The sequence below is a fragment of the Paraburkholderia sp. PAMB 6770 genome (assembly GCF_057748135.1).
Genome location: NZ_CM173238.1, coordinates 1,548,377 through 1,566,975, shown reverse-complemented (window position 1 = coordinate 1,566,975; position 18,599 = coordinate 1,548,377). Strand labels below are relative to the sequence as shown.

At 57.1% G+C, this 18,599-nt stretch carries 19 protein-coding genes; 3 read left to right on the top strand and 16 right to left on the bottom strand.

What is annotated here, in order from left to right; genetic code table 11:
- The first annotated feature begins 23 nt into the window (after positions 1 to 23).
- Positions 24 to 539, top strand: coding sequence for a hypothetical protein (locus AC3AP7_RS07205; protein ID WP_475764363.1), 516 nt, complete (start codon positions 24 to 26; stop codon positions 537 to 539).
- A gap of 236 nt (positions 540 to 775) precedes the next feature.
- Here AC3AP7_RS07205 and AC3AP7_RS07200 read toward each other — a convergent pair whose 3' ends face one another.
- From AC3AP7_RS07200 to AC3AP7_RS07140, 13 genes are all read right to left on the bottom strand, one after another.
- Positions 776 to 1,597, bottom strand: a complete 822-nt coding sequence (locus tag AC3AP7_RS07200) for a hypothetical protein (protein ID WP_475764364.1) — start codon at positions 1,595 to 1,597, stop codon at positions 776 to 778.
- Positions 1,597 to 2,772, bottom strand: coding sequence for a toll/interleukin-1 receptor domain-containing protein (locus AC3AP7_RS07195; protein WP_475764365.1), 1,176 nt, complete (start codon positions 2,770 to 2,772; stop codon positions 1,597 to 1,599). Before AC3AP7_RS07195 ends, AC3AP7_RS07200 begins: the two co-directional genes overlap by 1 nt.
- A gap of 243 nt (positions 2,773 to 3,015) precedes the next feature.
- A complete protein-coding gene (locus tag AC3AP7_RS07190) occupies positions 3,016 to 3,660 on the bottom strand; it encodes an Nmad2 family putative nucleotide modification protein (protein WP_475764366.1) in 645 nt (214 codons plus the stop codon).
- 2 nt (positions 3,661 to 3,662) lie between these two features.
- Positions 3,663 to 4,160 (bottom strand): TIR domain-containing protein, encoded by a 498-nt coding sequence (locus AC3AP7_RS07185; RefSeq protein WP_475764367.1) that lies wholly within the window; start codon positions 4,158 to 4,160, stop codon positions 3,663 to 3,665.
- 121 nt (positions 4,161 to 4,281) lie between these two features.
- Positions 4,282 to 5,175, bottom strand: coding sequence for a nucleoside triphosphate pyrophosphohydrolase family protein (locus AC3AP7_RS07180; RefSeq protein WP_475764368.1), 894 nt, complete (start codon positions 5,173 to 5,175; stop codon positions 4,282 to 4,284).
- Between the two features lie 209 nt (positions 5,176 to 5,384).
- Entirely contained in the window at positions 5,385 to 7,589 is a 2,205-nt protein-coding gene (locus AC3AP7_RS07175) for a metallophosphoesterase (RefSeq protein ID WP_475764369.1), read from the bottom strand.
- Positions 7,590 to 7,604: 15 nt separating this feature from the next.
- Positions 7,605 to 8,024, bottom strand: coding sequence for a holo-ACP synthase (acpS, locus tag AC3AP7_RS07170; RefSeq protein WP_475764370.1), 420 nt, complete (start codon positions 8,022 to 8,024; stop codon positions 7,605 to 7,607).
- Positions 8,025 to 8,034: 10 nt separating this feature from the next.
- Entirely contained in the window at positions 8,035 to 8,949 is a 915-nt protein-coding gene (locus AC3AP7_RS07165; protein WP_060126809.1) for a nucleoside triphosphate pyrophosphohydrolase family protein, read from the bottom strand.
- A complete protein-coding gene (locus AC3AP7_RS07160) occupies positions 8,949 to 10,103 on the bottom strand; it encodes a nucleotide kinase domain-containing protein (protein ID WP_475764371.1) in 1,155 nt (384 codons plus the stop codon). Before AC3AP7_RS07160 ends, AC3AP7_RS07165 begins: the two co-directional genes overlap by 1 nt.
- A complete protein-coding gene (locus AC3AP7_RS07155) occupies positions 10,100 to 10,951 on the bottom strand; it encodes a thymidylate synthase family protein (protein ID WP_475764372.1) in 852 nt (283 codons plus the stop codon). Before AC3AP7_RS07155 ends, AC3AP7_RS07160 begins: the two co-directional genes overlap by 4 nt.
- Positions 10,944 to 11,840, bottom strand: a complete 897-nt coding sequence (locus AC3AP7_RS07150; RefSeq protein ID WP_475764373.1) for an ImmA/IrrE family metallo-endopeptidase — start codon at positions 11,838 to 11,840, stop codon at positions 10,944 to 10,946. Before AC3AP7_RS07150 ends, AC3AP7_RS07155 begins: the two co-directional genes overlap by 8 nt.
- Entirely contained in the window at positions 11,837 to 12,202 is a 366-nt protein-coding gene (locus tag AC3AP7_RS07145; protein ID WP_060126803.1) for a helix-turn-helix domain-containing protein, read from the bottom strand. The genes AC3AP7_RS07150 and AC3AP7_RS07145 overlap by 4 nt, the downstream gene beginning before the upstream one ends.
- The gene (locus AC3AP7_RS07140; RefSeq protein ID WP_475764374.1) at positions 12,199 to 12,519 is read right to left on the bottom strand and encodes a hypothetical protein; all 321 of its coding nucleotides are present in this window, start codon (positions 12,517 to 12,519) and stop codon (positions 12,199 to 12,201) included. The genes AC3AP7_RS07145 and AC3AP7_RS07140 overlap by 4 nt, the downstream gene beginning before the upstream one ends.
- Positions 12,520 to 13,209: 690 nt before the next feature.
- Between AC3AP7_RS07140 and AC3AP7_RS07135 the strand changes: the two genes are divergently transcribed.
- Together AC3AP7_RS07135 and AC3AP7_RS07130 are read left to right on the top strand one after the other, a co-directional pair.
- Complete coding sequence (locus tag AC3AP7_RS07135) at positions 13,210 to 14,043, top strand: DUF932 domain-containing protein (RefSeq protein ID WP_475764375.1); 834 nt, start codon at positions 13,210 to 13,212, stop codon at positions 14,041 to 14,043.
- 124 nt (positions 14,044 to 14,167) lie between these two features.
- Positions 14,168 to 16,393, top strand: coding sequence for a ParB/RepB/Spo0J family partition protein (locus AC3AP7_RS07130; RefSeq protein WP_475764376.1), 2,226 nt, complete (start codon positions 14,168 to 14,170; stop codon positions 16,391 to 16,393).
- Here the strand turns inward: AC3AP7_RS07130 and AC3AP7_RS07125 are convergent.
- From AC3AP7_RS07125 to AC3AP7_RS07115, 3 genes are read right to left on the bottom strand one after another with little or no spacing between them, the layout of a single operon-like run.
- Positions 16,388 to 17,158: a hypothetical protein gene (locus AC3AP7_RS07125; protein ID WP_475764377.1), complete on the bottom strand. Its 771-nt coding sequence runs from the start codon at positions 17,156 to 17,158 to the stop codon at positions 16,388 to 16,390. The two genes, AC3AP7_RS07130 and AC3AP7_RS07125, sit on opposite strands and share 6 nt — an antisense overlap.
- Positions 17,151 to 17,843 carry a nucleotide-binding protein gene (locus AC3AP7_RS07120; protein ID WP_110856520.1) on the bottom strand — a complete coding sequence of 231 codons (693 nt, stop codon included), beginning with the start codon at positions 17,841 to 17,843 and terminating at the stop codon, positions 17,151 to 17,153. Before AC3AP7_RS07120 ends, AC3AP7_RS07125 begins: the two co-directional genes overlap by 8 nt.
- A gap of 10 nt (positions 17,844 to 17,853) precedes the next feature.
- Positions 17,854 to 18,315: a hypothetical protein gene (locus tag AC3AP7_RS07115; protein ID WP_475764378.1), complete on the bottom strand. Its 462-nt coding sequence runs from the start codon at positions 18,313 to 18,315 to the stop codon at positions 17,854 to 17,856.
- Positions 18,316 to 18,599 lie beyond the last annotated feature (284 nt).

Genomic DNA, 18,599 nt, shown 5'->3' with positions numbered 1-18,599 from the left:
TCGCCAACGGAAATGGAGACCACGTGACAGGACGCAATATCCCATGGATGCTAGCAGCCAAAGACCTACTCAACGACCTACCGTTCTTCGGTGCATTGGGATTCATTTGTGGGCTCGTTCAGTGGGTTGGCTACCGATACTTCAACAAAGCACAATGGGGAGCTGAATTGCTTCAGGAGCATATCGCCTTCAATTCGATGGTCCTGACGGTGATGTTCCTCTGGCTCGTCAAAGGAACCGTCGAGCGATTACGTGCAAAACGTGAACTGTCTCACCTCACGGCGCTGGTTGACCATATCGTCGCTCGCGCTGTCGCCTTGGCTTCCGTCGCGGCAGCGGTCGTTATGGGTTTCGGACTCGCCGCCGCTTTTTTCCAAGCCTTTGGTCACGCCCTCATGTTCGAGTACTTCGCCCTGTATTTTGTCGCGCTCGCCGAGATTGCTGCCAACCCGTTCTTTCCGCCGGGCCATTCCCGAACCTATCTGCCGGCCCTGAGCGTCATCATCGGCCTACCGTTGGGCCTTAAGTTTTTCGTCTAGCCCCAATAGCATCCGCAGTAGCGCCAAATTACCACGACGCCGTGCATCAACGATCCCCTCGCCGACGCAGAAAACACAAGGCTCATCAGATAGCATGCGAGAACCGAATCTTTCTTTCGCTCAACGATCAGAACCTCCGATCACATAAGGACGACCTCTTCGCAGGAACGGTCGTCCATATCAGGTGTTGTCCAGCGATATCCTGGCCGAACTTGCAGACACCCTCTTACACTACGTCAGACGGCCCTTCGTCCGAGTCGGAAAAGCCCCCGTAAGATTAGCGCAACAGCCTGGTCCACGTGCGGCGTGCGAGCAACGATTGCGTTTTCCTGTTCCGTCAAGCCATTATTCAAGTCACACCAAGAGAACACCTCAAATGCCTGGCGCTCGGCCCAACCACGATGTGCGTTTGCCCACGGGGCTACCATACCCAGCGTCTCCGCGATATCGCGGGCGCAACCACCAAACCCGCCAATCACGAAGAGCGGCTGTTTACCTTGGAGCGCCAGCAACGCCTCCTCTGCAATACCCGGCATCAAACCACTGTACCGATCGACGCGGCCGCCAAGGACGATACGTGCGTGTGTGGTTCGCGCCGTCGCCTCTCGCATCGCTGTAAGCCCTTGTCGCCACTCCTCGCCTGTCGGATGATGTTCGGGAAAATTCCTCCGCTCGCCCATGGTGACAACTCGCCCCTGCAGGTCCAGAAGGACAAGCTTGGCTACCCCGTTCAGGTCCGACTGGATCCGCTCCAGCTCCTGTACCGGCTTCTGGATGTGCACCGGCCAGGCAAGATAATTCAGAATTCCGGCACGCTCATCGCCGTCATCGGCATCTCGACGGTGCCGCGCGACGAGTTCGAATAGCAGCTCGGTAAAGCCGTTCGCACGCAGGTCACCGCCATAGACTATCCGGGCCCCGAGGGCAAGCAGGTGACGTGCAATTTCCGTCATGGCATCGCTCAAGTGCTGATCACTAAGTCCAAGAGCTGGCATGTCCGGGCTATCGGAGGTCGAAATCGCAACGGCATGCTGCGCCAGTGCCTCACGGTAAGTCATCAGATCTCCTCCGCAATCCATTCTGTGAAGCTTCGCAACCGCACATGTGGCGCGACAGTTTCAAACAGACGTTCCTCTTCAGCGCTCAAGGGCGGGTCTGGATAGACGATAGTCGGTTGTGCCATCTCCGAAACCGGGGGAAGTCCGGCAAGCGAAACGAGCTCAGGTGCGCGGGGAACGAAAACGACGTCGCGCTCGCCGCCTCTTTCAAGTTCAACCCGGCAACGCCAGAGGAAGTCCTTGAGCACTTCATCGAGCAATCGCCCAACAACGACATCGATACGATCAGCGAGCTGAGGATCCATACGCACGATCGGGACGTTGCCCATGTACGGAAACGCCCGTTCGTCTTGATCGCCAATGCAGTTGGCGACTACCAGTGGAACATTCCGCCGTTTGGCCTCGATAATCTCGCGCCGACACCATTCGCGAGAAGAATACGAGTCGGTGTGAATCGCGACGACCGCACTCTGAGCCACCTGCTTCAGCAAGACTTCATTAAAGCGAAGTCCCGCTGGAATATCGTGTACGTCGAAAAAACTGCCCAAACCATGGCCAACATGAAGATGCTCGCGAATGCGACGCGCAATGCTTTCGCCGTCATCGTCGTGCTTGGAGTGGCTCAAAAATATCTGAACCTTCTGCAAATACCTGACGAGTGCCTCGCTGTCCTCCTCCGGCCGCTTCAGGTGTTCGAGATAGTGTCTGAGCATGCGACAGAACTCGTATGTCAGCTCACTGATTAGCCGCAGAAGGAGCTTGTCGCCAGCCAGTGTCTCGCTCCATTGATCCCATCGCAGAGCCTGCTCCGCCACGACGAGTCCGGTCCGCTCAATCGCGACGGGGAACAGTCGTGCCGCGAGACCCGCAGCGTCCGTCTGTTCAGACAACTCACGGATGTACGCCATCCAATCTGCATCGTTCGCCAGGAATGATTCCGAGAGTACGACTATAGCCGTCGTCTCCGCCTCGCCAAGATCGATCGGCAACGGCCTTCCGGCGTCAGGCGCCGGTTCAGAACGGAATATGACGCTTAAGCCCGTGCCTCCCGCCACGTTTGCGTAAAGTTCGCGGCGAAAATGCTTCCTCAACACCTCCGCCACCGCGGCTCCGTCCTCAAAATCTGGATGCCAGACGATGTAGACCACTAAGAAAGGGCGAGCAATATCGACCATGGATGTCCTAAGCGTTTTTCAGGCGTCGATCCCGATCATTCATGTTCGGGTTCTTGTCTCGTTATTCAAATCTTCAACGACATGAATGCAAGCGCCGGCATTCGCGGCCTGCACTCGAACTGTATACCAACATGCACAATGCCAGCCAAGCGGCACGTTTCTTCGGCGACTTCGGATAGCTCCGCGAGAACCGTTGACAGCCCAGAAAATTTGTTCATCTGGATTGTAATATATGCTCGACCCCTAACCTTCCACTATGACCTTGTTGTCCTTCGCGGAATATCTGGCACTCGCCGTCTCAAAATCAAATGGGTCTCCGAGCACTCTATTAGATGCGAAATTTGATTCTATAAATTTCAATAACAGTTCGACGTCAGAAATATCAAAAACCCTGTGATGCCTTGCATTTCTATAATTGATTTTCCGGAGCAGATCGACCGGAATTTCTATGGCCGCAGCACCAAAATAAAAAAAATAATCTGACACGAGAACCGCATCGGTCTGGGTGTCGTTTTTTACGTTATAAATATTTGGCGAACCATCTGGATAACTATGGTGCGAATTCAACTGCCTCCAATCTCCAGAAGCCTGATGATAAATATTATCGCCTACCATCATTTTTTTGCTTCCATTTCGCACTGGCTTCTTGTCTCGATAGAGCGGATTTTCCCAGTATTCGTTGAACGTGATTGAACTGGACACCCTCATAGCGAATATGCATCTACCCGTTGCTTTTAGCCGTGAACCTCCCATTCCAATAACCCAATCCCCCTCTTTGGCTACACGCCGAATAATTGGTTTGCAAGTCGCCAAAGTGCACAATTTGTGGAACGGATTCGGCGCAAACCCAAAATCGCGATCCACCACATACATATATACCTTCGACATGGCTAACACTGAGAGGTCACTGAGGCGTTTACTGGGGATCGAACTGAGCCATCTGGATTCTCAAATGTATTATCCCCATCGTCGATTGCCTTTTTAATACTATTCGCATTCCATCCAACTATGGCCGATGCATATTTCTCAAGGCTCTTAGGAATATCCGCATCCTTCCCTCCCTGCTCAAATACTCCGACGATTCTCTTACCTTGAGCATGCGCCTGATCGATTTCCCAGTTAACCCAAGGTCTTGTATGGGTCTTTTCTCCAATCAGAACTACAACGGTAGATGCCCATGAAATCTTCATCCGAAGCAAACGCTCAATCACAGCATCTTTCACCAAACCTCGATCCAGCCGCTCCTGGTTCGCGGGCTTCGCACGAATCGAGCTGTTTCGCACATCCCACCCTTTTCCCCCGAGTAGCCCCGTAAATTTATCAACCAAAGCATCATCTCGATGATGGTGGCTGATAAAAAGGTGCCTCCGCTGTTCAGATTTAGTCATTTCATGGATCCTCGCTGATATTTCCGCACACGTTAGCGACAGCCAGATGCTAGTCTCGATTCCGAATTTGGTTCAACGCGCCGCAAACGCACTCTCTAATTTACGTCGAATACGGCGGCGCTCATGGGTTGGTGACATATTCGATTCGGCGGGTTTCTCGATTTCCGACTAGGCGCCCGTTCGGGTGACTCCGTACCCGCCGCCAGACCTCGAAAGCATTAAGAATGGCTTGCTCCCATTGGGCCATCGTGCAGCGACTGACCTCTAGGTGACCGGTCAACTGACTGATGAGTTGAAGCAACTGAATGCTCACACTGTTGACACCCTCGTAGTAGGAATTCTTCTGTGCCTCGTTAAAAATCAGCGCCGCGATAGCTTCATCGATTACAGCTGCACGCCCTCCATCTTCAACTTCATCGACGGTCGGGCTACTTTTCCGCTTGCAATTGAAGAAAAGTCGACCTCGAAGTACTGGCGACCAGCCCAAGTGCGAAACAAAGGCTAAGTGGAAGATGTCATGAAAGCGATAGCCATCCTCCTTTTCGGCGTTGTCGGTCAATGGGTCCCCGAAGGGATTGCCATTGTATGAAAGTGACACCGCACTTGTACCATCGGGCTTTCTCGTTGCGGTGACATCCACGGTGAACAGACGAGGAAACCGCTCATTATTGGGAAATTCGCCATCGAAATCAGGGGAACAAGCTTCTCCCTCTGTACCTCGATCCCAGCGGTTGCTAGTTTTGTCAAGATTCTGCCTGGCGATGTCTTCAAGCCTCAGGTCATTCTTGTGTGCGATGTTAGACACGTACCATAGTAGATCGCCAAGCACCTCTCCAATGCGCGGACGAAATGCCAAATAGGCGGGTCCGTCGCGCAAATAGCGTAAGTACTCCGTCGATAATGCCCCGGCCCTTCCCGTGAGACCAAGTACCGGGGTCATCACTGATTCAATTCGCTGCGTATCTGCAACTTGATCCGTAGCATTTGCTCGCTGTTGATATTCATTCAGTTTCATCGATCATCCGGGTAACTATGTGATCCATCAAAAGACCTGCGCCAAGCCCCAACCGGTTGGGCTCCGGCGCCGAGAAAAATGATGGTTTTCGCTTCTTAGGTTCGCATTCCAAGTAAAATAAAGGCGAACATCAACAGACCTCCATAACGCGCTTTGACGCTTGAAATTGCAGCATCGCCACAGCCTCTCATGTAAAAGCTACATCCTACTCAGGGAGACTGCACGCGTTTCTTTGTGAGCGACCGCAGCTCGGACACAGCATCCAACGCACTCGGCGCCCAACGATCGAAGTCACTTTTCGAACGTGAGCCCTTCTCGAATCCCTCGTTGTCTCGTGCCAAACGCCGCAAAACACGTACAAACATTCCGAGGTCCTGATCCTCACCTTCATCGACGACCTCCAGATACGACGCCAGCAGGTTGAGTCCTTCAATAGCTACCGGAAGGCCATCTGGGTTATATTCTTTGGCCGTTGCTTCGAGATCGCAGAGCGTACGTTCCCAGCCACGCATGGCATCGCGCTGGGCGTCATTTCGCGCAGAGCGATGTACCAAGGCATTTGCCAATAGATGGAACCGCTCCGGCGACTGATCAAGCCAACGATCGATGATCGGCATAGCGACTTGCGTGGGCGATCGAGAATGGGTACGCGCGTCACCGGTAATCGTCGTAATCCGGCCCGGTCGAAATCTCAAAGCGTTACAGATTTCCCATTGCAGATATCGCATCTCGGCGACGTTGATCGGCCACCACCGCGCGAATTCCTGGGCGCGGTAGAACGCAATAACGTCGACCGCGTGTTGTGCATTTCCCAAATCGCGGCGTTTAAATTCCACCAAGCAGAAAGAGGCGAATTCTTCCCGTGTTCCGTCCGCCGTGAAGTCCCGGAACGGATCGATTAGAACCGCTATCGCTCGGGTACTGGCCTTCGTCTCTAGGAGCTTGATTACTCGTTCGATCTGGTTGATCTTACCGCCGAAGCGCCGAAGGCGGGCCCCATGCACGAATGGCATTCGATCTTCCAGACCTGACCGATCGAGCTGCCACCACGTGACAAGATCTTTCAGCCAACGCTGGCGCTCCGACTCATCCATTGGCTCCGACGTTGGGTAGTCTGTGGGCAGAGGCAGGTCTCCGGATACCCCGAGTTCAATATCGAGATGAACGATCAGCGTTCCGTTTGCGGCTTCCTTTGCAGCTGCCTCACAGGCGCGTTCGTAGACCTCATCAAGACTATTACCTTGGATAACGACTGGCCCCCCCTGAACAACGTCAGTGGTCCAGATTCGACGAACAATGGGTGGTATATCAATGAGTTCGACACCGCTACGCGGAATTTGCACCGGCTCGATCGACACGGCTGGGCTGTTGGGCATGCCAGTAAGAGTAATCAGGCGAGCGGCATCAGATTCGCTTCTTGCTTCGAATGTTGCCCCAGATATCACAAGAATCCGGTGCTCTTTGTCACCGTCACGATTGTAGACGTGCTCGAATTGAACCGAATGCTCGTGCTTATGACCATGCACGACAACAGCGATATCCCGATCGCGTAAAAAGGTCCGTACTTGCTCCAAGTTGGAAATATCCGCAAACGGCTTCAGCTCCTCGCGTAAGCTCGGTGTGCGGAGGTGATGATGCAGCAGCGCGAACCTGACTTGTCGTCCTGATGACGGCCGTGGTGTCTCTTCAATTACTTTCCGTAGAACCTCGAGTTGCTGACCGGACACTCGAGCCATGTCGTAGCGAGCTAAAGCGTCGAGCTGACGCCGTAGATTCGCCTCCATCTCCTGGCTCCCTTTCGCCGCGATAGAGGGTAGAGCAGCCCATACGCTTGCGAGCGGCTCAGGGAGGATCTGGGTAGCGTGGGACCAGTTGCTTGTGTTGATTGGAAAAACAGCCCAACGTCCGTCATCACTAACGAGTCGATGCGGTCCGCCCTCTTTGTCCGACGCATCGACTCCGTCCAGCCAGGGAGTTACGCACCCGGCCTTTCGCCACACTTCTATAAACTCGGCGTAGCGGGCGGCGGAACTGGGTTCGCTAACACGCGGGACGTCGTGATTCCCGGGGATGGCAACGATGTTGGCCGCCGTGACGCCTAAAGGCCCAAAGTGATGCAGCAGGAGATCGAGAAGTATCCTATGACCACCGGGTTGCCCCCGCTCTTGCGCGTCGCCAGTGAACAACACCCCATCCAGTTGATGACGGCTACGACTCAATCGTTCGGCAAGACGGATAAACAGCAGTTCGAGTGCCGACTCTCGTGTTTCACCATCGATCGCGGGGATCTTTACTTTATGGTCGTCGCGCACGAAAGGCACACCGGCCAACGCCAGGTGTGTGTCCGTCAAATGAAGAAATGTCGCGGAACTGGACATAGCACTCAAAATAGTTACGTGTTTAAAGGTAAGCATTCCTACAGATCGTCGTCAAGACACGCATCCCAAGGCGATGACACTAGCGACGGCGACGTTTCCTGCGTGGCTCAAACTAACCAGCCAGCTTTCTATATGGCGTTCGATCTGCAAATTAGCCAAACTTCGGTGCAAAACAACAGTAGGTGTCCCAGCATTTGAGGTCAAAACTTCCACATCGGTAAACGAGACACCATCACCCCACCCTATCCCAAGCGCTTTTAGAACGGCCTCTTTTGTGGCGAATCGTCCCGCCAATCTCGCCAACCGATCGACACCGGTCCCCGCCGCAGCCAGCTCCTTCGAAGTAAAATAGCGATCGAGGAAAGGAAGCGCTGGCTCCTTGACGAGTATTGAAAATTCACGGATATCGACAACGTCAAGACCGTGCCCCAGGATACCTCCCAGTGGCTTTGCAATGTGTGTCGCCGTCATTCCACGCTCCTCATCGGGATTTGCTTTTCTTACCGACCAATTTAATTGGACCGAGATATTTCAAATCCTTCGCATCCATGTCTACGAGAATCCTGCCACCCTCATTGGCAAGTACCTCGCGCCACACCTTGAACCCTAAGAGAATCGCCCTCTGCCACTCACCCATCGAACGCTTTCTGACTTCAAGAAGGGACGTTATCCCTTTGATAGTTCGAAGCAGATGGTAGTCGAGCTCTGATACACCCTCCAGCCATTTGTGGCCTTTGGCGTATTCAAATACAAGGGCGGCAACACCTTCGTCGATTACCTGTGCACGCCCCCCATCCTGAACCTCGTCTATATCGGCGCGGCTCTTTCGTTTTCGCTTTAGCAATTTTCTGATCACCGGTGACCAGCCAAGGACGGCAACATAAGCCAAGTGGAAAACGTCATGAAATCTGTAACCGTCAGGATCATCAGCGTTGTCGGTTAGGTCGTCACCGATTTTCTTTCCATCCATCCGCGCGCGTATTTTTTTCTTGCCTTTGACTAACACTTCACTAAGTTCGACCTCAAATCGCCGAGGGAAGCTTTCAAGCGCGTCGTAGTCAGCGTCAAAATTTACTGACGAGGAGTCCTGGTCACCCCAGCGATCCTGCGTCTTGCGAAGATTGATGCTCGCGATATCCTCTAGAGTGAGACCGAACTTGGTTGCAACGTTGGCGATATACCAAAGGAGATCGCCCAACTCTTCGGCAACGCGATCCTTGAAAAGTTGATGAGAATCTCCGTCGCGCAAATGCTTCTTGTATTCGCTTAATAACTCGCCCGTTTCACCAGCAAGACCCAAGAGTGGCACGATGACATCTGTGCCGACCTGGTTCTTCTGACGCCCAGGTACACGATCGGTTTTCTGCGCTTCCTGCTGGTAAACGTTCAGGTTCATTACGAGTCCCCGAGTTTCAAAGTTCCTTGCGTCTCTTGCGTCAAACTTTTGCGCTTCTTTCCTCTTTCTTGACTGGATTTAAGAGGCACAAAGCTCGCGTCAATCTTTTCATTGAGGCCCCATTTGGGGGGGTACCACGGAGGGTTGAGTGGCCCGGTTGGCGAGAATTTCTGCTTGATACGCGTTCGCCCTGAGATTCCAGCGATTTCGGGGTGAGCGACACGGGCATATTTGTCAACCTCGCAGAACAGATTTTGACAATCGATAAGCTGAAGTCGGCGCCCCCATAGTGATTGGAACGTTATACCAAGCCGCTCGAATTCTCGCTCCTGGTTATCCGCCATCAACCGGATAAGCTCAGCTTCATTAAGTCCCGCACTGTAGGAAAAGCACTTCCGCAATCCATCTCGCGCTCCTGGCCCCGGCACGACAAAATCCATCTCAGAGAAATCGGTGATTTCGCTATAGTTGATATCGGTCGTGAATTGATACGCTAGGAAGTCGCCAATAGTCGGATAGCTTCTCAGCAATTCAAACGCCGTCTGCATATTCCGCACTCTGCCAAGTTGACCCGCCAGGTCGTCCGCCATCATTCTTTCCAAAAGCCGAAGATGGTTCTGGTGCTTTGCCGCATGACCAAATGCGGATCCTCCCGGTGGCATGATATAGGCAGCAGAATAAATACGCGCGCCGGCGCGCATCGCCTCGCTTAGAACGCGATCGTATCGCTCAAAACGGTAATCTTTGAACGTTATAGAACCGAAAGCATACTCGAGCAATTCCCATGTCTCGATCTTGTTGAACAGCTTGAACAACAACGTCCTGAAAAGTACCTCAGGTGCGGAATCGGGCAAGTCATTGCGATAGATGACATGCCGAATCAGATACTGGCTAACCCGATCTGACGCGCGGTATGCATTCGTAAATTTATGCGCGCATATGATCGGATCGGCAGTCCAAGGCCCAGGCTCACCGGCAAGTCGGCGAAAAAAAACGCACTGTCTCTCTACGGCAAAGCGCCAATAGCTGTCGTACGCCGTAGACACCTTCAAGGGCGACAGATGCGACGACTTCGATATTGCATCAACCAATTCCGTCGTATCGCCCCCCGCCCCGTCGCCGCTCCTTGCACCAACACTTGATTTGCGTCTCACGCCACTGTCTCTGTTGTCGTTTGTTCTGCTGGCTGCGGCGAGACCGCCGATTCGTGCTCCGTGAGGCACGCGCGAGCGGCCGCAAGCAACGGCTTCATAGCCGGATCAGTCTTCGAGATCCTTTCAAATTTGGCAACACCAACCACTACGTTTATCCGTATCAACTTCATATCCATTTGCTGTGCCATGAAAGCGCCAAGCTGCGCAATCCCAAGATAATTGCCGTAGGCCTTCACAAACAACTGTTGTGTCGCGTAAAAGGCGTTAATGACCAAGCCTTCGCCTGTGGGCTCAAAGCTAACATGTTGCATGCAGGGAAACTGCAACTGCGCGTCTGCGACATGGTCCCGTGCCGGGTCAAAAACACTTGCCTGAAACATCGACCGCCGCACGCCATCCCGTGCGCTGTATTGCGACAGAATCCATTCCAGCTGATTTCCATCGCACGGGCCACTCCCAAAGCTTGTCAAGCGCTCGAAGTAGAGTCCTCGCTTGTTGTCCCGGCGATTCATTGCCTGATAGCGAGGAAAAGCGTCACGGTACAGCTTGAACAATACCTTCCTGTCGCCTCGTGCGATCTGCCAAAGTCGTTGCGGAAAGATCGTAAAGGCGACGTCCTCAACATCTCGGAACTTCTTGGAAAGCAACAGCTTGTCCAGTTCGCTACGAACGCCTGAGTCCTCAGCAGGCATCCCGTCCTCGTCAAAGCCCGTTACGCTCAACACCAAAGGAGAAATCTCGGTCCCTCCATGGTCGATAACGTGTAGTACCGCTTTGGCCCAAGCGCGGGACAAATCAGGCTCGTCGACGAGAAATGGGGCTACGACTGGTGTATGTCGCTTAGTCATCTGACACATCCTCTAGGTGGCGATACCGCGCGAGTCCAACGTACCGCCTCCTGGCTACGCGCACAAAGGTGGCCCATGAAGTTCCGGGGATGACGACACGCGTGATACCCGGCCTCATGATGCGAAAAACTCTTCCTGCTTTTACGTCTCGCTCTGGCATCAGGATTGCCGTATCCACGACAACACCCATTGGAAGCAGCAGCCGCGCTCCCTCCTCCGCGTCAAGCGTTGGCGAGTTCCATTCGCGGTCCGCAATCGTCAGTGGTTCAGGCACAACTTCCCCGAGGAGCTCAGTCCGGATCATCTTCGGGGTTATCTTTCCGAGTTCTGCACGCCGTGCCAAGCTCATTGCCTGTATGCCGTAAGCCATGTGATTGACGAGCGTCGCCTGCCCCACACCGAAATTGCACGCGACTGCATACATTTGTGCCGCGGAAGCGGTGTTCGGGTTTAGTCCGCGTCGATTTAACGCTTCGCGCAATCCCAACGTCGGCATCAGGACGAACGAAGCGAAAGCGTCTGCGAGCACTTCGTCCGGGTGGCGGGCCTCGGTCGAGAGCTGCTCTTCCCGCAGTTCGTCGATTGTTGAGCCATGCCCAAAAACATGATGTCCAAGTTCATGCGCGCAGGTGAATGCACGCCTTGCCAATGGTCGCAAAGCCGAAACATGAATACGGGGGCGAGGCTCGCGGTCGTACATCCCCTCCATATTGATGTCGTTAAACCGTACCGTGACGCGATGTGCCTCGCAGAGTCCATAGATGCACGCCGGACTTTTCTGGTCAAGACCGGCCTTCGTGCGTGCGGCAATTGCTGCCTGCATCCCCTTCATGACCAATGCTTTCTGTTCCGTGCGCGACGTCGACACTGAGGAATTCGCGCTCATCATGAGTTACCTTCGCCTTCAGAATCGGTGCCCCTCATCGATGCCAGTAAGCGCAGCAGGCGATCGAGATCGTCTGGTTTGAGCTTGGCCAGCTCTCGCGCAGCGAGTTGCAGCCGTGGATCATCCGTTTCCAGTTGCTCAGCCGTTTCGGCAAGTAACCACGGAACGGTGACGTCGTATATTTCCGCAAATCGCGAAAGCTCCTCCGCCGACACCCGGCGATTCCCTGCCTCTATCTCGGAGATAGTCGGTCGATGCATTTCAAGCAGCTTCGCGACCTGCCCCTGCGACAACCCGGCCATTTTCCTGGCTTCCCGTAGCCGGGAAGCAATTTCGGCCCGCTTGGCTTCTTGCTGTTCACTCATTTTGCGTTTGCCGCCTGTGCGGCCTGTTGTGCCGGAGCTTGTGCGTCGACCAGCGCCACGACGAGCTCTACGCTTTCGTCAAGGGTGAGTGCAATACAACTCTTTTCCTTGCGAAAGATATTTACGTCGTTCGCGATTACGACTCCCAATTTCGCGGCAAGCATCCCTATGGCTACAGGCCAGATTTTGCTGTCGAACTTCGGTAAGGCTTCCATCGGCTTCGTTTCACCGACAAGAGGTGGGCATTCGAGTCCGCTTGCGGCCTGAATTTCCTGCAGAACTTCGACGAGCGATGCGCGTACTACGGCTGCGTTCATGTTTGCCATCCGTGCCCGGCCTTACCGGTAGTAAGATTATCTTACCACGCAATTTTTCAGGCGCAAGCTTTTTTGAACGTTGAGCGTCAATATTGAACCTCACTGGATCGTGTCCGTGACGACGAACACAAGGAATTGCGACCGCCAGCGTCGAAACCGCTCGGCCGGGACCGGCCGAAACGGTGCCACTAAGCGCAGCGAAGGGACAGACCATCGCTCAGCTACGGCGCACTCGGCGCGAACGCAGCCAATTCGGGCTTCTGAGCCCAGTATCTGGCCACGAGCAGCGACTCACACCTGTCGCGCATCGATTCGCGGCCCCTCATCCCTCCAATATCGCTTCACACGCAGTCTGCACATGCTGCCGTGATCGCCCTCGCTTATGGCGCCCCTGCCCGGTCAACCCGAGGCTCGGCATGCATCCGGTTCCCAGGTTCCCGCCCTTGACCCGCGACCGTAGCCGATAGCGGGCAGACGTCAAGGGGCGAGGGACCGTGTTGCCCGCACCCCTCCCTCGCCTTTTTCCTTGACGTCTGTCCGCAATCGGCTCCTCAAGTCGCACGGGCGGAAACCCGGGAACCTGGCGGCAACAAGGCCAAACCCGAGTTCCACCGGGAGGTGTTCAGCCGCAACGGCAAGTCACATCCCCTCGCCCGGTTCAGGTCCTCAACCTTGACTCTGGAGATTGCCATGCAACTCGCCTCCTCTTTCCGATACGGCTCCCCGATGCTGCGCGCCGACTCGCCGCTCTCAGACGACCAGATTCGCCGCGTTGCCCCGTCCATCTTTGCGGTCGGCAAGCACGAAAGCCGCTCGGAACGCTACACCTACATTCCAACCATCGACGTGCTACGCGGCCTGCGTAATGAAGGTTTCCAGCCTTTCATGGTCTGCCAGACCCGCGTGCGGCACGACGATCGTCGCGAGTACACGAAACACATGCTTCGGCTTCGTTACGCCGACCAGATTACCGGCGAGGAAGCCAACGAAATCGTGCTGCTAAATTCGCACGATGGCACCAGCAGTTACCAGATGCTCGCGGGCATGTTGCGCTTCGTCTGCCAGAACGGCATGGTGGCGGGCGACAACGTCGCGGATATCCGCGTCCCGCACAAGGGCAACATCGTCCAGAACGTGATCAACGGTGCATTCGACGTGCTCGACGGCTTCGACCTGATCCGCGAGCAGAAGGAAGGCATGCGTGCCGTCACGCTCGACCGCGACGAACAGCACGCGTTCGCCCGCTCCGCACTGGCGCTGCGCTACGACCCGACCGACGCAGAGGCACCGGCCCCGGTTACCGACAGCCAGTTGCTTGCCTCGCGCCGCTTCGAGGATCGCCGCGACGACCTCTGGACCGTTTTTAACCGCGTTCAGGAAAACCTCACCAAAGGCGGCCTGCATGGTCGCTCGCGCACGGGTCGCTCGATGTCCACCCGCCCCATCACCGGTATCGACCAGAACGTGAAGCTCAACCGCGCCCTCTGGATGCTCGCCGACGCAATGCGCCAAATGAAGGCTTAGCCACGACAGGGGCAAGAAAGCCGCTCCTTCTCAATATCTGTCAGGACTCCTATCCGGGTCAAGTCATGACGGAATCCGATAGTGCCCGACCCGGAACTTTCTTTTCTTCTTTCTGGAGTCAGTCATGCAAGCCCAATTCGAAACCACCCCGGCAGACACCGCCGAACCGGCTACCGTGCTCGAATCCCACTTCGGTAACGAGCAGCCCATCGTGACCGTGCCGTATTCCACCCTGCGGCCTTCACCACTGAATGCGCGCACGAAACCCCTGTCCGGCATTCCCGGCCTCGCTGCGAATATACGGGCCAAGGGTCTGCTGCAAAACCTCGTCGTCCATGAGATCAAGGGATCGCGCGGAAGGCAGCGCAAATATGGCGTCTGCGCTGGTCAGCGCCGCGAGGCCGCCCTCGACCTCCTGTTCGAACAGAAAGACATCGCCGCCGACTACCCGGTCCCCGTGCGGATCGTCAGTGAAGGTGAAGCCCTCGCCATTTCCCTGATCGAGAATACCGAGCGCGAAGGGCTCGATCCGTTCGACGTGCTGCGCGCATACCGGATGCTGGCCGAGGAAGGGAGAAGCGTCGATTACATCGCCGCGCTGTTTTCTGCCTCGCCGCTCACAGTCAAACGGCGCATGAAGCTCGCCAGCGTATCCCCAAAGCTGCTGGCCCTGTTGCGCGAGGACGCAATCACGCTCGACCAGCTTGCCGCACTCGCCCTCGCGGACAACCACGAGACGCAGGAACACATCTGGTTCGATGCGAACGAGTGGCAGCGTCAGCCCAACTATCTGCGGCAGGCGATCACGCGGGCCGAAATCGACGCGAGCCGCAACCGCCTTGTGCGCTTCATTGGCCTCGACACCTACGAAGCAGCGGGCGGGTATGTACGCCGTGACCTCTTCAGCGACGATGGGAATGCGGGCTACATTGCCGATGCCGAACTGCTGCAGCGTCTCGTCGCGCAGAAGCTCGACGCGGCAGCAGAAGAGGTCCGCGCCGAGGGTTGGGGCTGGACAGAAACCCGCGTCGAGCGTGACCTGCTGGAAGTCAACCGCCATGGCAAACTGCGCCCCATCCAGCGCCCCTTTACCGACGACGAGCAGCGCAAGATGGACGCGCTCACGGCACAGCAGGACGACCTGTCCGGGAAGCTGGAAGCGCTCCCCGAGGACGATGAAAATGCCTACGAGGAAGCTGACCGCCTTGATGCCGAAATCGGACTGGTCAACGCCGCGATCGTCGCACTCGAAAGCCATGCCCTGGTGTGGGATACACAGCAGATGGTCGAGGCAGGTGCGTTCGTGATCATTGATCCGCAGGGAAAGCTGCTCATCGAGCGCGGTCTCGTGCGGCGCGAAAACAGTGCGGCACTGGACGCGGCGGGTGCGACTGTCACCGGCACGCCACAAGCCGAAGCTGCGGCCCCGTCAGATGGCCACGGAACGAAGATCAAACCGGTTCATAGCGCTAAACTCTGCCAGCGACTCACCGCGCACCGCACCGTCGCCATCCACGCCGAAATGGTCGCGCAGCCGTCCGTCGCGCTCGCGGCCCTGTTGCGGCATCTCGTTCCGCAAGCGCTGCCCGAGTACTACGGCCACACGTCCGCGCGCGACTATCTGGCGCTGTCCGGCGACAACAATCACGACAGACTCCTGCGCGCGGCGGACGACCTCCCCACCAGCGCCGCCTGGAATGCTATTGAGGCACAGCGCGCCCGATGGGTCGCCGAGTTGCCCGCGAAACGCGCCGACCTGCTGCCGTGGCTCTCCAAGCAGGATCCGGGGACGACGCTGCTCGACCTGCTTGCCTTCTGCACCGGCACCCTGCTCGACGGCATCGTGGGCGAGGAAAAGCCGCAGGCGATCAGCGCGCTCGCGGGCGCGCTGCACCTGGACATGACCCGGTACTGGACGCCGACCCGCACCACGTATTTCGATCATGTCAGCAAGGCGCGCATCGGGGAAGTCGTGTCCGCAGCCGTGTCGCCCAAGGTTGCCGCCGACCTCGGAAAGATGAAGAAGGCCGACGCCGCTGCCGCAGCCGAACTGCGGCTGGCGAAGGTCGCGTGGCTCCCGGAAATCCTCACCGATACGGAAATCCCGGTCATGCCGTCATGGGAAGCGCGCGACGACGAGGACGGGAACCCCGGCGAGGACGAACACGGCCCGGACACTGGCAATGCTTCTGACAAGGCGCAGGACGACGACGAAGGTGCCGCCAAGCCCGGGAGCAATCACAGTGGCATCAACAACACGGCTTGCGGTGTGGCCGTGGCTCCCGCCCCAGCCAGCACGCAGCCGCCGTGGCCCTTTCCGACCGCTGCCAGCCTCGCGCACGCTTCATGATGCGCTCGCGTTCATGAAAGGCGACATCAAGGAAGTATGACCGGTGCGGGCAGACGGCAAACCCTCTGCCCGCACCATATGACTACCGGAGTAGCGGCCCGCCACCGCACCCGCTGTCGCCGCGAGCAGAATCACGATCAGCGCCCCCACCACCAGTGCGCGGAACGCCTTCGTCATCCGTCGCGCGGCTATCTGCTCAACCTTCGCGGCGCGCGCCGCTGCCGTGCTCATTTCCCGCTCAAACAGAGCTACCGCTGCGTCGAGTTGCTGCCGGTGCTCGCGAGCCGCGACGGCTACCGCGCCCACTACCCGGTTTCCCGCGATGCGCGCTATCCGGTCAGCCGCGCGCCCCGCCTGCGCAACCAACGCCTGTTCATTCAGTGCCGCGAGCGTCGCGCGATACCTCGCCTCGTGTTCAACGGTCATCCGTTCCGCGAGTTCTATGGTCGCCTTGCAGCGCGCGAGCGCGTCGCGGTGCTGCGCCATCAACGCGTCCGTTGCCTCACGTGCCTCATCCCGCACTGCGTCCAGATTGCCCTTGCCTGCCTGCCGGATGCGCTCCGGCATCGCCTCGTAAAGCCGCGCATAGTATTCGAGCACCGCCAGCACCGACCACAGCGCATCGTTGTCGCGCAGATTCAGGGCCACCGACACCTGGCGCATGCGCAGCAGACTCGCATCGTCCGGCTTCTCGCCGGTCACGTCGTAAAAGAGCCGGGCGAGCGGATCGACAGGACGTCCGCGCCGCGCCCTCCGTTCAGGCATTGCCCGTCACCCCGGTGAACATCGTGTCATAGAGGGCCCGCCAGCGCAGCAGTTCCGCGCGCTGCCCAATGGGCAGCGACTCTGCCGCCTTGCGCACCGACAGGCGCTGACTGCGCAGATCGTCTGCCACGCGATCCGCGAGTTCCGGAAAGTCGAGCGACTTGCCCTTCGCCTCGACACTCTTGCGGATTTTCGAGTCCTGATACAGCACGAACCTGTCCGGCGCGCCGTAGTGGCCATTGCGTACAACATGTGTAATCGCCTCTGGAAACGTCTCCCCGAACTGGCGCAGCAGTTCCAAACTGTCGCGCTGCCGGTTGATCACCCAGAACACGACGAGCCGCCTGCCAAGCTCGCCCAGCGTGCTAGCCAGCGTCGCACCGTAGCGGGCGACGCCATCCTGGTTGCGGGCTGCCGTGCTGACCACCACAACTGCGTCGCGATGCTCGTCGCAGTAGTTCACGAAGTTGATCCAGCCGTCCGCCTCGTCCAGATCGAACGCGGCGCAATCAATCTCGCCCTGCACGGCCTTCATCACGTCAGGGTTTGACGTGTCGTTCTCAACCAGCACGGGTTTCACTCCGCGCCGCTGCAGATGATCGACCAGCGCGAGCGCAACAAGGCTCTTGCCAACACCGCCCTTGCCACCGCCCACAAGATAGATGGGATTGACTGTCGTATCCATCTCGACTCCTCTACAGATCGTCAGTGTCGGGCCGGATCGCAAATCCGAGTGCGCCCTGCACCGGCCCGGATTGCGGTCTGGCCTCCGTCTTTCCCCCATCCTTGCGAACATGCTTTGCCGGAGATGTCACATCCTGCGTGCGCGATTGCACCGTGAACACCTTCTCAGCACCGGGCGCGCGTGCAGCTGGTGCTGGCCGCGCACCACCACCTGCGCCACCGCCTTTCCCGGTCGAGCGCAGTGCGTAGCGAATCGTCCCAGCCGTGATGTCGAGTCCTTGCTGCCGCGCCTGCTCCGCGATCTGCTCCAGCGTATAGCCCTTCGCCTGCGCAGTCCGCACGCGCACGCGCATGTCCTTCATCGCATCGCGCACCGTCACGCCACGTTCGGTATCCGGCTTCTCTGGCAGCGCATCGAGCGCGCGGGCAAACGCCTCCCATTGCGACTTCGTATAGACCTTCGCAACAGGCATCGTTACCCTCCTGAACATCGGCTACGCATCGCTGTGACACCATCGTGCGCACGTCCTGAGCACGCGTCAACACGGCTTTTACGCATGAATTGCCCGCTCAGGAACACACCGGCAGCGAAGGGAATGTAGGAGAACAACGCATTTTTTGCGTATGTGGTGCGCACGCGACACGCTTCACCGACGGATCTAGGAGCGCCGCGGCAGCGCTTGCCGTTCACTCCGGAGACCATCACCTTGACGCCGGATTCCGGTTTCGGTTGCGTCACATGTAGGCATGCAGACTG

Excerpts from the sequence above, each read along its gene's own strand:
- AC3AP7_RS07145 (WP_060126803.1), bottom strand. The coding sequence starts at position 12,202 with ATGAGTGAACAGCAAGAAGCCAAGCGGGCCGAAATTGCTTCCCGGCTA.
- AC3AP7_RS07195 (WP_475764365.1), bottom strand. The coding sequence starts at position 2,772 with ATGGTCGATATTGCTCGCCCTTTCTTAGTGGTCTACATCGTCTGGCAT.
- AC3AP7_RS07135 (WP_475764375.1), top strand. The coding sequence starts at position 13,210 with ATGCAACTCGCCTCCTCTTTCCGATACGGCTCCCCGATGCTGCGCGCC.
- acpS (WP_475764370.1), bottom strand. The coding sequence starts at position 8,024 with ATGACGGCGACACACATTGCAAAGCCACTGGGAGGTATCCTGGGGCAC.
- AC3AP7_RS07180 (WP_475764368.1), bottom strand. The coding sequence starts at position 5,175 with ATGAAACTGAATGAATATCAACAGCGAGCAAATGCTACGGATCAAGTT.
- AC3AP7_RS07115 (WP_475764378.1), bottom strand. The coding sequence starts at position 18,315 with ATGCCTGTTGCGAAGGTCTATACGAAGTCGCAATGGGAGGCGTTTGCC.
- AC3AP7_RS07130 (WP_475764376.1), top strand. The coding sequence starts at position 14,168 with ATGCAAGCCCAATTCGAAACCACCCCGGCAGACACCGCCGAACCGGCT.
- AC3AP7_RS07185 (WP_475764367.1), bottom strand. The coding sequence starts at position 4,160 with ATGACTAAATCTGAACAGCGGAGGCACCTTTTTATCAGCCACCATCAT.
- AC3AP7_RS07120 (WP_110856520.1), bottom strand. The coding sequence starts at position 17,843 with ATGGATACGACAGTCAATCCCATCTATCTTGTGGGCGGTGGCAAGGGC.
- AC3AP7_RS07140 (WP_475764374.1), bottom strand. The coding sequence starts at position 12,519 with ATGAACGCAGCCGTAGTACGCGCATCGCTCGTCGAAGTTCTGCAGGAA.
- AC3AP7_RS07190 (WP_475764366.1), bottom strand. The coding sequence starts at position 3,660 with ATGTCGAAGGTATATATGTATGTGGTGGATCGCGATTTTGGGTTTGCG.
- AC3AP7_RS07150 (WP_475764373.1), bottom strand. The coding sequence starts at position 11,840 with ATGATGAGCGCGAATTCCTCAGTGTCGACGTCGCGCACGGAACAGAAA.
- AC3AP7_RS07125 (WP_475764377.1), bottom strand. The coding sequence starts at position 17,158 with ATGCCTGAACGGAGGGCGCGGCGCGGACGTCCTGTCGATCCGCTCGCC.
- AC3AP7_RS07200 (WP_475764364.1), bottom strand. The coding sequence starts at position 1,597 with ATGACTTACCGTGAGGCACTGGCGCAGCATGCCGTTGCGATTTCGACC.
- AC3AP7_RS07165 (WP_060126809.1), bottom strand. The coding sequence starts at position 8,949 with ATGAACCTGAACGTTTACCAGCAGGAAGCGCAGAAAACCGATCGTGTA.
- AC3AP7_RS07155 (WP_475764372.1), bottom strand. The coding sequence starts at position 10,951 with ATGACTAAGCGACATACACCAGTCGTAGCCCCATTTCTCGTCGACGAG.
- AC3AP7_RS07175 (WP_475764369.1), bottom strand. The coding sequence starts at position 7,589 with ATGCTTACCTTTAAACACGTAACTATTTTGAGTGCTATGTCCAGTTCC.